Genomic DNA, 12,679 nt, shown 5'->3' with positions numbered 1-12,679 from the left:
CGTGACAGGCAGGAACACCGATTTCCGAAAGAGGACAAGGACGATGCGTTTTGTAGTCGCCGCGCTGCTGGCCGCAGCCGGTATTCTTTCGCCGCTGGCCGCCCATGCCGAGAGCGCGGACGTGGAAGCCACCATCACCAGTGTCGACACCAATGCCCTGAGCCTTTCGCTCGACGACGGCAAGAAGTACCAGGCGCCGGAGGAGTTCAATTTCGAAGGCCTGCAGCCGGGCGTGAAGGTCGTGGTCTTCTATACCGAAGTCGACGGCAAGCGCGTCATCGACGACCTGGAGATCGTGCAGTAACGATCGTACGCTCGCAGCTGCAGCTCGCCGAAGGGGGCGGGCCGGGGGCCGCTCACAGCCAGGTCGCGCCGCTGTTGTCGATCCTGAGAATCCGGTCCTGGTGGATCGCCGCGTTGGCGGCGTCGGCGAGCGGCATGCCGCTGAACTTGAACAGCGCCCGGAACACGCCGCCATGGCTGACGCAGACCGTCGGCCGCTCCACGTTGTTGAACCAGGAGCCCACCCGCCACGACAGGATCTCGTAGCTCTCGGCGTCCTCGCCCGGCGGGATGAAATCCCACTTGGAGCGCGCGCGCGCCTTGACCTTGTCGCGCACCGTCTGCTTGAGTTCGGAAATGGTGAAGCCTTCCCAGTCGCCGAAGGAGACCTCCACGAGCCGGTCGTCGGTGCGATAGGCGAGGGGGTCGAGCCCCATCGCGGCGCGCACGAGCTCCATGGTCTCCCGCGTCCGCCCGAGCGGGCTTGCGACATAGTCGAAGTCGGGAGCCGTCGCGCCGAGGATTTCCTTCAGCGCCAGGCCGTTGCCGGTCGCCTGCCGGCGACCGGTGTCGTTGAGCGGGATGTCCTTCTGACCCTGCAGCCGGCCCTCTGCGTTCCAGTCGGTCTGGCCGTGGCGGATCATGTAGACAAGCACGCTGTCGCTCCGGGCGTCTGCCTCAGTCCTTGATGACCGAGATGTCGGGCGCGTCCACCGCCTTCATGCCGACGACATGATAGCCGCTGTCGGCGTGGTGGACCTCGCCGGTGACGGAGCGGGAGAGGTCGGAGAGCATGTAGAGCCCGACGTCGCCCACTTCCTCGATGGTCACGGTCCGGCGCAGCGGCGCGTTGTATTCGTTCCACTTCAGGATGTAGCGGAAGTCGCCGATGCCGGAGGCCGCCAGCGTCTTGATCGGGCCGGCGGAGATCGCGTTGACGCGGATGTTCTTCGGCCCGAGGTCGACCGCCAGGTACTTGACGCTCGCCTCGAGCGCTGCCTTGGCGACGCCCATGACGTTGTAGTTCGGCATGACCTTCTCGGCGCCGTAATACGTCAGCGTCAGCATCGAGCCGCCATCCGTCATCAGCTTCTCGGCGCGGCGTGCGACCGAGGTGAACGAATAGACGGAGATCTGCATCGTCTTGGCGAAGTTGTCGGCGGTGGTGTCGACGTAGCGCCCCGTCAGCTCGTCCTTGTCGGAAAAGCCGATCGCATGCACGAGGAAGTCGATCTTGCCCCACATCTTTTCGAGGTTGTCGAAGACTGCGTCGATCGAGGCCTCGTCGCCGACGTCGCAGTGCCCGGCGAGCACGCCGCCGAGCTCCGCCGCGAGCGGCTCGACGCGCTTCTTGAGGGCGTCGCCCTGGTAGGTGAGGGCGACTTCGGCACCCTGCGCGCGAACTGCCTTGGCGATACCCCACGCGATGGAGCGGTTGTTTGCCACGCCCATGATGACGCCGCGCTTCCCGCTCATCAGACCGGATGCCTGAACCATGGAATGTCCCTTGCTGATTTAATTCGATTTGAGCCTATGGCATAGGCCGCTATCCGGTTCAAGCAGGACAGGTTCAGGAACTGTTAGCGCCCGTAACAATGGGTGCGATTTCATCAAACCGTCACAGATAGAGGCCTTCGCGCAGGCTGCGCATCAGGTCGATCATCTTGGCGTCCGGCTTGTCCCACAGCTGCAGCCTCGTTTCGACCAGGAGATGACCGCGGCCGCCCTCCGCATCGAACAGGCCCCGGCCTTCCAGCCGGATCACCTGGTCGGAGCTGGACCAGGCGGGAACGGTGACCGCAAGCGTCTCTCCCTCCGGACCCTCGATGCTCGTCTCGCAGCCGAGCACGGCATCCTCGATCGTCACCGGCAGGACCGCACGCAGGTCGAAGCCGTCGACCCGGAACGGGCCCTGTGCGACGCGCACGGTCACCACGGCGTCGCCGCGCCTGAGGTCGTTGATGCGGTGGCCCTGCTCGCGCAGGCGTATGCTCGTGCCCTCGGTGGTGCCGGGGGCGAGATGGACCCGCAGCGTCTCGCCGTTGACGTCGAGCGGCACGCGCGCCTGCTTCAAAAGGTCGGCAATCGTGACCGTGACGTCCAGGGCGAGGTCGGGCGCCTTCTCCACCGTCGCCCGCGAGCCGCGGATGCGACGGATGATGCCGGTGAAGATGTCGGCGGCGGCAACGGTGCGCCGCGGGGAGGGCGCCCTGCCGTCGGTCTCGCCCGCGGTGGGTTCCGGCTGTGCCTTCGCCGAGGTCTGCCGCTGCGGCGAAGCACCGGAGGGCTGCGCGGAGGAGGGCTGTGCGGACGCGGAGGGATTGGCGGTCTTGCCGGGCTGCTGCCGTGCATCGACGCCGAAGATGCGCGAGACCATGTCTTCCGCGCCCTCGGCGGCGGCGGCCGCCGGCTCCGGCTGCGCCTTGCGGGCGCTCTGCTGGCGGCGCATCTGTTCCATGCGGCGCAGCTCCATCTCGCGGCGGACTTCCGCCTCGCGATGGGCGCGGTCGTACTTGCTGCGGCGTTCCGGGTCGCGCAGGAGCTCGTAGGCCCTGCCGGCCTCGGTGAAGCGGACGGTGGCGAAGGGGTCGTCCTGGTTCTGGTCGGGATGGACGGACTTGGCAAGGACGCGCCAGGCGGCCTTGATCTCCTCCTGCCCCGCGTCGCGCTTGACGCCCAGCACCGCATACGGATCACGCATCAACATCTACCCGTCCCTGCCTCAGTCCCTTCGGGGCCTTGGGGCCCATTGTCCGGGCCTTGTTCTTACCCGCGGGGATCGATGATGCGGGCAACGCCCTAACCGATGGTTACGTGAAAAGGTCGCCTGTCGCCTATGGTGTACAAGTCGTTAGCGGCAGGCGGGCCGGGCCGGGCGCCGTCAGCCCTGCCGGTCGAAGCGCGTCAGCATCCACATGCCGTCGCCGCCGACGCAGGCGCGCCCGTCGTAGTTGGCGATGCCGGCATAGGAGTGCAGCGTCGTGGTGAAATCCCGGCAGGTCCGGCCGGTGTCGTCGCTGATCTCGGCGAGCCCGGTGACGACGCCGGCACTTCCGGAGACGGCATTCGCCCAGGGAATCGGGCCGCCGTCATTGCGGGCGAGATCCGCCGAGGACACGGCATTGCGCACGGTTGCGGCGTCGGAGGTGTTGTCGCTCTTCTGGCCGGGAACGGCGCTCGTCTTCACCGCCTTGTCGACCTTCATGTCGGAAGCGAAATCCAGCCCGCTGCCCATGCAGCCCGCAAGCGGCAGGGCGCAGAGTGCCAGCACGGGCAGCCGTGACCGCATCGTCCACAATGTCATTGTCTCCCGTCGCGACTTTGCTATGACTTCAACTCCCGCATGCCTGAACGGGCCGGATAGTCGGCATTGGATTCAAATATGAGCGAGACTGAGTTAACAACCGGTGACTTCACCGAGGAAAGCGAGCCCTTTTCCCTGTTCGCGAAGTGGCTGGCAGATGCCGGAAAAAGCGAGCCGAACGATCCCAACGCCGTGGCGCTTGCGACCGTGGATGCCTCAGGACTGCCGAATGTTCGCATGGTGCTCTTGAAGGGATTCGATGAACGCGGATTCGTGTTCTACACGAATTTCGAAAGCCAGAAAGGGCAGGAAATCCTGGGTGCCGGGAAGGCGGCCATGTGTTTCCACTGGAAATCGCTGCGGCGGCAGGTTCGCCTGCGCGGGCCCGTCGAGGTCGTCTCCGATGCCGAGGCGGACGAGTACTACGCCTCGCGTCCGCGCGGCAGCCGCATCGGCGCCTGGGCGTCGAAGCAGTCGCGGCCGCTGGAAGGCCGTTTCGCCCTGGAGAAGGCGGTCGCCGAATACACCGCCCGCTATGCCATCGGCGAGATTCCCCGGCCGCCCTACTGGTCCGGCTTCCGCATCCGGCCGGTATCGATCGAGTTCTGGCACGACCGCCCCTTCCGCCTGCACGACCGGGTGGAATTCCGCCGCACCGCGGCCGAAGGCGAGGGCTGGGAAAAGGTGCGGATGTACCCCTGACGAAGGGGCGGGCCCCGTGCCGGACCGCTGTCTGCGGCCGGTCCGGCAACGGTGGCGTAGTATACAACTCCCATTGGTGTGCTATATTTTCGTGCAGCAGGAAGGCGATGCAGGCCCATGGTCGGGAGGACCGTGCGCGCGTATTTCGGTGGTGAAGCGGACGCACGCATAGAAGGGCGAGACTCAATCCAAGGCATTGACGCGGAGGAGAGTTGAATGGCCACGAATCTTGTTTCCTATCTCATGCAGTTTCTGACCCCCGACACGATCGCCCGCATCGCGGCAGCGCTTGGCCTCGACACGGACAAGGTCCAGCGCGGGGTCGCGGCCGCCGTGCCGGCGGTGCTGGCCGGGCTGGCGGGCGTCGCGGCACAGCCGGGCGGTGCCCAGAAGGTCGCCGACGCGGCGCGCCAGCAGAGCGGCGTCCTCGACAATCTCGGCGGTCTTCTTTCGGGCGGCGGCAGCCCGGGCACGCTGACGCAGAGCGGCATGCAGCTGCTCTCGTCGCTGTTCGGCGGCAGCACCAGCGGCACGCTGGCCAACGCGGTCGGCAACTATTCCGGCCTCGGGCCGAATGCCGGCAGTTCGCTGCTCGGCATGCTGGCGCCCCTCGTCATGAGCGGCATCGCCAAGAAGGTCGGCGGCGATCTCAACGCCAACGGGATTGCCGGCCTGCTCGCCGGCGAGAAGGACAACATCGCCGCGGCTTTGCCCTCCGGCCTGCGGGACATGCTCGGCGGCACCGGCATGCTCGATTCGCTCGGCGGCTCGGCGCGCGCGGCAGCGGCGGCCACCGGCGATGCGGCCGCCCGCTCGGCGGCTGCGGCGTCCGCGGCCGCCCGGCAGACCTCGGCGGCGGCAGCGACCGCCACCCGCAGCGGCAGCAACTGGCTCTATTGGCTGATTGCGGCGCTCGCGCTCCTGGCGATCCTCTACTACCTGTTCGGCCGTCCGACCGAACGGGTGGCCGAGACCGCGCCGGAGCCGACGCCCCCGGCCCAGACCGAGACCCAGCCGGCGCCCGAACCCTCGGCCCAGCCGGCACCGGCCGAACCTGCGCCGGCAGCCCCCACCCAGACCGAGGCCCCGGCCACGCCGGCGCCGGCCGGCGGCGTCATGATCGGCGGCGTCGACGTCGGCAAGGAGGTGACCGATGCGCTGTCCGGCCTGCAGACGACGCTGAACGGCGTGACCGATGCGGCGACCGCGCAGGCCGCAGCACCGCAGCTTCAGACCGCATCGTCGACCTTCGACCGGATCGGCGGCATGCTGGGCCAGATGACGCCCGAGCAGAAGACGGCGCTGTCCGGCATCGTCAAGCCGGCGCTGACGCAGCTCGACGCGCTGTTCGAGAAGGTGCTGGCGATCCCCGGCGTGTCCGACGTCCTCAAGCCGGCGATCGATGCGCTCAGGCCGAAGATCGCCGCACTGGCGCCTTGAGGCGGCAATCGGGGGGCGCCGGCTCCGCTGGCCGGCGCCCCTGCCCTTGCGCCCCGTTCCCGAGATGACGACACAGAAGGAGGCTCAGCCATGGCCGACAGGTCGACGTTTACTGCCGAGGAATGGAACCAGGTGATGCAGGGCGTGATGGCCGCGGGTATCGCGGTCACCGCCGCCGATCCGAGCGGGCTCTGGGGCATGCTGAAGGAGGGGATGGCCAGCAGCCGCGCGCTGCTCGGCGCCAAGACGGAGGGCAGCCCGGCCCAGCTCGCAACCGCGATCGTCGAGGGCTTCGAGCGTTCGGAGGACCGCAACGCCGCCCGCGACGGCCTTCAGGCCGCCCTGAAGGGCGCCAAGCCCGACGAGATCAAGACGCGCTGCATCGAGGCGGTCCGGCAGGCGGCCGCGATCGTCGACGCCAAGGCGCCGGCGGACGCCGCAGGCTTCAAGAGCTGGTTGCTGCAGATCAGCCAGAGCGTGGCGGAAGCGGCGAAGGAGGGCGGGTTCCTCGGCTTCGGCGGCACGCCGGTGAGCGATGCTGAGAAGGCGACGCTGGCCGAGCTCTCCGGCGCCCTCAAGGTTGCCTGACGGCGGCTGCCGGTCCGGCCGCTCGCCTCCGCTGCGGCCCGCCGGTCAGCGGCGCATCAGCTTGAAGGGAATGCCGGAGGCGAGTGCCGCCACATATTTGCGCTTCTGGTAGAGCCCGTTCACCGAGATGCGCGGCAGCACCATCGGCGTGTCGAAGCTGTGCTGGTCGAGCGTGCCGGGCACGGTGGTCACCGCCAGCTCGAAGCCCGCCTCGGCCGCCAGCTTGTGCTCGCGCGCCGTGACCGTGCCGTCGAAGCCGTAGGGATAGGCGAAGGCGACCGGGCGTACGCCGGTAATGCATTCGATGCGCTCGGCCGAGGCCTGCATCTCCTCCAGCGCCTCATGATCCTCCAGCCGCGCCAGCGCGCGGTGGGTGATGGTGTGCGCGCCGAGGGTCGCGAGCGGGTTGAGCACCAGGCTCTTCAGTTCCGGCTCGCGCATGATCAGCCGCTCGGTGATCAGCAGCGGATCGATCCCGTGCGCCTTGGCCGCCTTGTCGAGGCTCGCGACCCGCTTCGTCTCATCGCCGGACTGGATGAAGGCGGCGAAGCGGTTGAAGGCCGCGTCCTTCTGCCAGGTCGTCGCCAGCGGCAGGGTTACGGGACCGGTGCCGAAATCGAACTCGATGTGCGGCAGCGCCCGCAGCAGCTCGGTCAGCGTCTCCCACCAGATGCTGTGCGTGCGGCAGCAGAAGCCGCCGGTCACGAAGACGGTGAAGGGCGCGCGGTGTTCGGTGAAGACCGGCTGGGCATGGACGGCATTGTTGCGGTAGCCGTCGTCCAGCGTGAAGGCGGCGAAGCGCTCGTCCGGCCGGGCGATCGCCATGCGAGCGGCCATGTGGTGCAGCGGCACGAACTGGTAGCCCTCGGCGGCGAGCAGCCGCAGCGTGTCGTCGAGGAAATCCGGCGTGATTTCCAGATGGGCGTTCGGGTCGAAGGCATGCTCGGTCTTGGGGCGGACGTGATGCAGCGTGAAGATGGCGCCGCGCCCGCGCGCCGACGTCATCAGCCCGGCCCGCCCGGCGAGGTTCGACAGTTCCAGTCCACCGGTTATGGCCGCGTGCTTGAGGCTGCGGCGCATAACATTTTTCAATGTCGGCATCGGCGCTCCCGTTGGCGGTTCTCCCCACCGTCCTTATGGAGCATCTTGGTGTATGGACCGTTAACGGCCCGGTGCCGGGTCCCGCGCGTCATTCCGGGCGGCTCATGCCTTGGTGCCGCCGACGGTGATCTGATCCATGCGCAGGTGCGGCTGGCCGACGCCGACCGGCACGCTCTGGCCGGCCTTGCCGCACATGCCGATGCCGGTGTCGAGCTTGGAATCGTTGCCGATCATCGTCACCCGCCGCATAGCGTCGGGGCCGTTGCCGATGATCATCGCGCCCTTGACCGGCGCGCCGATCCTGCCGTTCTCTATCAGGTAGGCCTCGGTGCAGCCGAAGACGAACTTGCCCGAGGTGATGTCCACCTGGCCGCCGCCGAAGGAGACGGCATAGATGCCGTTCCTCACCGAGGCGATGATCTCCTCCGGGGTCCGCTCGCCGGACAGCATGTAGGTGTTGGTCATGCGCGGCATCGGGGTGTGCGCATAGGACTGGCGGCGGCCGTTGCCGGTGGTCTTCATGCTCATCAGCCGGGCGTTCTGCCGGTCCTGCATGTAGCCGACCAGCTTGCCGTCCTCGATCAGGACGTTGTAGCCCGACGGCGTGCCCTCGTCGTCGACGGTCAGCGAGCCGCGGCGGGCCTCGATCGTGCCGTCGTCGACCACGGTGACGCCCTTGGCCGCCACCTGCTCGCCGAGCAGGCCGGAGAAGGCCGAGGTCTTCTTGCGGTTGAAGTCGCCCTCCAGCCCGTGGCCGACCGCCTCGTGCAGCATGACGCCCGGCCAGCCGGAGGAGAGGACGACGTCCATCGTGCCCGCCGGTGCTTCGATCGCCTCGAGGTTGACCAGCGCCTGCCGCAGCGCCTCGTCGGCGCCGTGCTGCCAGCTCTCGGTGGTGAGAAACTCGCCGAAGCCGCGCCGGCCGCCCATGCCGAAGGAGCCGGTTTCCTGCCGGTCGCCTTCGCCGACGACCACGGAGATGTTGATGCGCGTCATCGGCCGGACGTCGGTGACCCGGTGGCCGTCGGCGCGCAGGATGTTGACCACCTGCCAGCTCGCCGAGATCGAGGCGGTCACCTGCCGCACCTTGGCGTCCTTGCCGCGCAGATAGGCGTCGATCTGCTGCAGCAGCGATACCTTCTCCTCGAAGGACGGCGAGCCGATCGGGTTCTCCGGGCCGTAGAGCCGGCGGTTGGTGCCCTGGGGGGCGGCCGCATAGGTGCCCGTATGGCCGCGGGTGACCGCGCCGGCGGCATCGGCGGCGCGTTTCAGCGCCGACAGCGACATCTCGCCGGAATGGGCGTAGCCCACGGCCTCGCCGGCCACCGCACGCAGGCCGAAACCCTGGTCGGTGTTGAAGCTGCCGCCCTTCAGCCGGCCGTTGTCGAAGGTCAGCGATTCCGCCTGCGCATGCTCCAGGTAGAGCTCGCCGTCGTCCGCATTCTTCACCGTCTGCGCGAGCACCGCCCGCACCGCTGCCTCGTCGGCATCGAACAATGAGGTGAGGTCGGTGTTCATGGGCTGCTCCTGCATTGGCAATTGGCAGCTTATGTAGAGGCTCGCCCCCTGCAGGGCAAGCGAGTGGGGCGCAGGGAGGGGACGCACGTCCGGGAGGAGGGCCGCGGCGGCGGTGCCTTCACGCCATGCCGGTCACCGTCTCGCGCGTGCTCGCCATGATCTCGTCCGACAGCGCCGGGTCGTTGACGAGGCGGGCCATGATCAGGGCGCCGAGGAGGCCCGACAGTTCGGCGATCGCCTTCTTCCGATCCTTCGGGCCGCCGTTTCTCTCTTGCAGTTCCTCTATCCGCGCGATCAGGGCGCGCACATAGTCGGTCGCAGCCGTGCGCTCCTGCGGCGGCAGGCGCGCCAGTTCCGGTCCGAGGGCCGCGACGGCGCAGCCCGCGCCGGCATGGTCGCGGTGCTCGGCGGAGAGGTAGGCCTCGGCGAAGTCGGACAAGGTCATCGTGCCCGGTTCGGATTCGAGGCTCTTCTGCATCGCGTCCGCCAGCGCCTGTTCGGCCAGGTCGCTCTTCGACTTGAAGTGCCCGTAGAAGCCGCCATGCGTCAGCCCGGCGCCGCTCATCACCGCATCGACGCCCACGGCATGGATGCCGTTCTCCCGGAACAGCCGCGCCGCCGTCTCCAGAATCCGCCTCTTGTTTTCCTTCGCCTGCTCCTTGGTCGGCCGCATCCTTCGCTCCTTCTGGATGGCTGTTGCATCACCCTTGACAAATTATATGACGTTCGTCATTTATATTCAACATATGACGATCGTCATTTAAAAATGAAGCCAGTCACACGGATCAGGAAGGATCAGGGACATGAGCATGCGCTATCGGATATTCGGCCGCACCGGCCTTCGCGTTTCGCAACTGGCGCTGGGCGCCGGCAATTTCGGCACCGGCTGGGGCTACGGCGCCGACCGCCAGTCGGCGCGGGCGATCTACGACGGCTACCGCGCGGCCGGCGGCAATTTCATCGACACCGCCGACCAGTACCAGTTCGGCCAGTCGGAGACGCTGACCGGCGAATTCATCGCCGCCGACCGCGACGACGTCGTGCTCGCCACCAAGTTCTCGCTCGGCGACAGCCACGGCGCCGGCCTGCAGCGCACCGGCAACAGCCGCAAGGCGATGGTGCAGTCCGTCGAGGCCAGCCTGAAGCGGCTGAACACCGACCGCATCGACCTTCTCTGGGTGCACATGCCCGACGACGTCACCCCGATCGACGAGATCGCCCGCGGCCTCGACGAACTCGTCCGCTCCGGCAAGATCCTCTATGCCGGCCTGTCGGACTTCCCCGCCTGGCGGGTGGCGACGGCGGCGACGCTCGCCGAACTCCGCGGCTGGGCGCCGATCTCGGCCCTGCAGCTGGAATACAGCCTCGTCGAGCGCACGGTCGAGCGCGAGCTCCTGCCGATGGCGTCCGCCTTCGGCCTCGGCACCGTCAGCTGGTCGCCGCTCGGCGGTGGGCTCCTGACCGGCAAGTACAGAAGGGGCGAGGAGGGCAGGGCGCAGGGCCTCGGCGCCGTCATCCACAGCGAAAGCGACGCGCGCAAGACGGCCACCGTCGACGCGGTGCTTGCTATCGCGGAAGAGACCGGCCTGCCGGCCGGCCAGGTGGCGATCGCCTGGGTGCTCGAAAAGGGCGTGACGCTGCCGATCATCGGTCCGCGCACGCGCGAGCAGCTGGAGGACAATCTCGCCGCGCTCACCGTGAAGCTCACCGAGGCGCAGATCGCCCGCCTCGATGCGGCAAGCGAAATCCCGCTCGGCTTCCCCTTCGAGGTCGTCGGCAAGACCAGCGGCGTGCTCGCCGGCGGCAAGGCGGAACTGATCGACTGGCCGGCTGTGCCGGTGCGGTGACAGCCGCCACAGGATCGCTGAAAACAAAAAGCGCGGCCCGCCGGGTCGCGCTTTGATCTTCGGAGCCTCGGCGACGCCGCTTACGGCAGCGCGTCGTAGCCTTCGCCGAAGCCCTTGAGGTCGACCGGGATGCCGATGCCTTCCTCCGGCGTCTGGAAGACGATGAAGGTGGCGGTGGCGCCGGAGCGGAAGGTCTTCAGGAGTTCTTCCTCGAGCACGACTTCCGCATAGCAGCCATCGGAGAAGCAGCGCACGAAATAGGCGCGCCCGATGTCCTTGCCGTCGACGTTCAGTCCCAGCCCGTTCGGCAAGAGCACGCCGAGCGGCGCCAGCACGCGCAGGATCTTGGCCTTGCGGTCGGCCGTCTTCAGGATGACGACGGAAAGCCCGACCTCCGGCCGGTCCTCGGCGATCACGTTCTGCATCAGCGCGCACTGCTCGCCGGATGCGCCGGCCGGCTGGTCGCAGACGATCGACCACGCGCCATGGTTCGCCTTCACCGTGCCCGGAGCCTGCGGTGTCTGCGCCAGCGCCGGCGCGCCGGCCGCCAGAATGGCGAGCGCCGCGATCGCGCGAACCGTCCGTGCCAGACGCGAAGGTGAGCGGGAACCCATGAAAACCTCGAAATCTCGAATCATACGCGTCATTCTTGAATAGCGGCGGCGAAAATGAAAAGCCCTCCGCCGTCTTTTCCAGTCTATACGGCGGAAATTGGACGCCCGCGCGCTTTCCGCAACGTTAGCCGCGGTTCCGCCGCCGGCAGCACGGCAACGGTGGTGCGGATCGGCCCGTTCCCGCATCGGTCGCGGCCTTCCCGGCGGCGGATTCTGCAAAATTTTGGATGGCTGCGCCGCAGACTTGATTTTGCGCAAAAATGCCGCATGCGCAAAGGCCTGTGGCTGTTGCGGCGAATGGGAAACTGTGATTTTAAGCAGTCAGCATAGCGGGGATTCTGCGGCAATCGTTTGATCCCTATCAAACGCTTTGGGGAGATTATGTTGTGAGAAACAAGGTTTTTGCAGCGCTGGCGGCTTTCTGCTGTCTGCTGTTCGGCTCGGGCGCCCTGGCCGACCAGCCGGTCGAATGGCAGAAGGGACTGCAGCCCGCAGCCACCTCGATCATGGAAGAAATCCGCTGGTTCGAGCAGTACACTCTGTGGTTCATCGTTCCGATCACGCTCTTCGTCCTCGCTCTCCTCATCGTCGTCGTCGTGAAGTTCCGTGAAGGCGCCAACCCGGTTCCCTCGCGCACCAGCCACAACACCGCAATCGAGGTGATCTGGACCATCGGCCCGGTCATCATCCTGCTGCTTCTGGCCGTTCCCTCCTTCCAGCTTCTGACCAAGCAGCTCGCTCCGACCGAGGAGCCGGAACTGACGGTCAAGGCCACGGGCTTCCAGTGGTACTGGGGCTACGAGTACCAGGTCGGCGAAGCGCCGGTCTCCTTCGACAGCCTGCTGCTGCAGGACGGCGACCGTGCTGCCCTCGGCAAGGAAGACCGCGCCACCTATCCGCGGCTTCTGGCCGTCGACAACGAGGTGGTCGTTCCGGTCGGCAAGCATGTCCGCCTGCTCGTCACCGGCGCCGACGTCATCCACGCCTTCGCCATGCCCTCCTTCGGCGTCAAGATCGACGCGATCCCCGGCCGCATGAACGAGACCTGGTTCAAGGCCGACCGCGAAGGCCTGTTCTACGGCCAGTGTTCCGAGCTGTGCGGCAAGGACCATGCCTACATGCCGATCGCGATCCGCGTCGTCTCGCAGGAGAAGTTCGACACCTGGCTTGCTGCGGCTGCCACCAATGTCGGCGAGGCCAACAAGGCTCTGATGGCAGCCATCGACGGCGAGAAGAAGTCCGTCGACGTCGCCCAGAGCGCCGCGCAGTAATTCAAGGGAGAG

The 12,679-nt window shown here is 67.5% G+C and carries 14 protein-coding genes; 6 read left to right on the top strand and 8 right to left on the bottom strand.

Annotation, left to right across the window (positions count from 1 at the left end):
* The first annotated feature begins 43 nt into the window (after positions 1-43).
* Positions 44-304 (top strand): DUF1344 domain-containing protein, encoded by a 261-nt coding sequence (locus tag P0086_RS06775; RefSeq protein ID WP_112593485.1) that lies wholly within the window; start codon positions 44-46, stop codon positions 302-304.
* Between the two features lie 52 nt (positions 305-356).
* Here P0086_RS06775 and P0086_RS06770 read toward each other — a convergent pair whose 3' ends face one another.
* The 4 genes from P0086_RS06770 to P0086_RS06755 form a co-directional block, all read right to left on the bottom strand.
* Entirely contained in the window at positions 357-938 is a 582-nt protein-coding gene (locus P0086_RS06770; RefSeq protein ID WP_275783822.1) for a histidine phosphatase family protein, read from the bottom strand.
* A gap of 22 nt (positions 939-960) precedes the next feature.
* The gene (gene fabI / locus P0086_RS06765; protein ID WP_112606227.1) at positions 961-1,779 is read right to left on the bottom strand and encodes an enoyl-ACP reductase FabI; all 819 of its coding nucleotides are present in this window, start codon (positions 1,777-1,779) and stop codon (positions 961-963) included.
* A 121-nt stretch (positions 1,780-1,900) separates the two neighbouring features.
* Positions 1,901-2,989, bottom strand: a complete 1,089-nt coding sequence (locus tag P0086_RS06760) for a DnaJ C-terminal domain-containing protein (protein ID WP_275783819.1) — start codon at positions 2,987-2,989, stop codon at positions 1,901-1,903.
* Between the two features lie 174 nt (positions 2,990-3,163).
* Positions 3,164-3,586, bottom strand: a complete 423-nt coding sequence (locus P0086_RS06755; protein WP_275783816.1) for an RT0821/Lpp0805 family surface protein — start codon at positions 3,584-3,586, stop codon at positions 3,164-3,166.
* A 78-nt stretch (positions 3,587-3,664) separates the two neighbouring features.
* Here P0086_RS06755 and pdxH point away from each other — a divergent pair, with 78 nt between their 5' ends.
* From pdxH to P0086_RS06740, 3 genes are all read left to right on the top strand, one after another.
* Positions 3,665-4,288, top strand: a complete 624-nt coding sequence (gene pdxH / locus P0086_RS06750; protein ID WP_112593480.1) for a pyridoxamine 5'-phosphate oxidase — start codon at positions 3,665-3,667, stop codon at positions 4,286-4,288.
* A gap of 216 nt (positions 4,289-4,504) precedes the next feature.
* Entirely contained in the window at positions 4,505-5,728 is a 1,224-nt protein-coding gene (locus P0086_RS06745) for a DUF937 domain-containing protein (RefSeq protein ID WP_162715013.1), read from the top strand.
* 90 nt (positions 5,729-5,818) lie between these two features.
* On the top strand, positions 5,819-6,316 hold the full coding sequence (locus tag P0086_RS06740; protein WP_112606218.1) for a hypothetical protein: 498 nt from the start codon (positions 5,819-5,821) through the stop codon (positions 6,314-6,316).
* A gap of 45 nt (positions 6,317-6,361) precedes the next feature.
* Here P0086_RS06740 and P0086_RS06735 read toward each other — a convergent pair whose 3' ends face one another.
* The 3 genes from P0086_RS06735 to P0086_RS06725 form a co-directional block, all read right to left on the bottom strand.
* Positions 6,362-7,396 carry a polysaccharide deacetylase family protein gene (locus P0086_RS06735; RefSeq protein ID WP_275783810.1) on the bottom strand — a complete coding sequence of 345 codons (1,035 nt, stop codon included), beginning with the start codon at positions 7,394-7,396 and terminating at the stop codon, positions 6,362-6,364.
* A 123-nt stretch (positions 7,397-7,519) separates the two neighbouring features.
* Positions 7,520-8,935, bottom strand: coding sequence for a metalloprotease TldD (gene tldD / locus P0086_RS06730; RefSeq protein ID WP_275783807.1), 1,416 nt, complete (start codon positions 8,933-8,935; stop codon positions 7,520-7,522).
* Between the two features lie 118 nt (positions 8,936-9,053).
* Positions 9,054-9,608, bottom strand: a complete 555-nt coding sequence (locus tag P0086_RS06725) for a TetR family transcriptional regulator (RefSeq protein WP_275783804.1) — start codon at positions 9,606-9,608, stop codon at positions 9,054-9,056.
* A gap of 130 nt (positions 9,609-9,738) precedes the next feature.
* Between P0086_RS06725 and P0086_RS06720 the strand changes: the two genes are divergently transcribed.
* On the top strand, positions 9,739-10,782 hold the full coding sequence (locus tag P0086_RS06720; RefSeq protein WP_275783801.1) for an aldo/keto reductase: 1,044 nt from the start codon (positions 9,739-9,741) through the stop codon (positions 10,780-10,782).
* Between the two features lie 80 nt (positions 10,783-10,862).
* Here P0086_RS06720 and P0086_RS06715 read toward each other — a convergent pair whose 3' ends face one another.
* Positions 10,863-11,396, bottom strand: coding sequence for an invasion associated locus B family protein (locus tag P0086_RS06715; RefSeq protein ID WP_112593474.1), 534 nt, complete (start codon positions 11,394-11,396; stop codon positions 10,863-10,865).
* Positions 11,397-11,782: 386 nt separating this feature from the next.
* On the opposite strand from P0086_RS06715, the gene coxB reads away from it, so the two are divergent.
* Positions 11,783-12,667, top strand: coding sequence for a cytochrome c oxidase subunit II (gene coxB, locus P0086_RS06710; RefSeq protein WP_112606207.1), 885 nt, complete (start codon positions 11,783-11,785; stop codon positions 12,665-12,667).
* The last annotated feature ends 12 nt before the right edge of the window (positions 12,668-12,679 follow it).

It is taken from the genome of Mycoplana sp. MJR14 (genome assembly GCF_029210525.1).
Lineage (GTDB): Bacteria > Pseudomonadota > Alphaproteobacteria > Rhizobiales > Rhizobiaceae > Mycoplana.
This window is presented reverse-complemented; position numbering and strand designations above follow the sequence as displayed.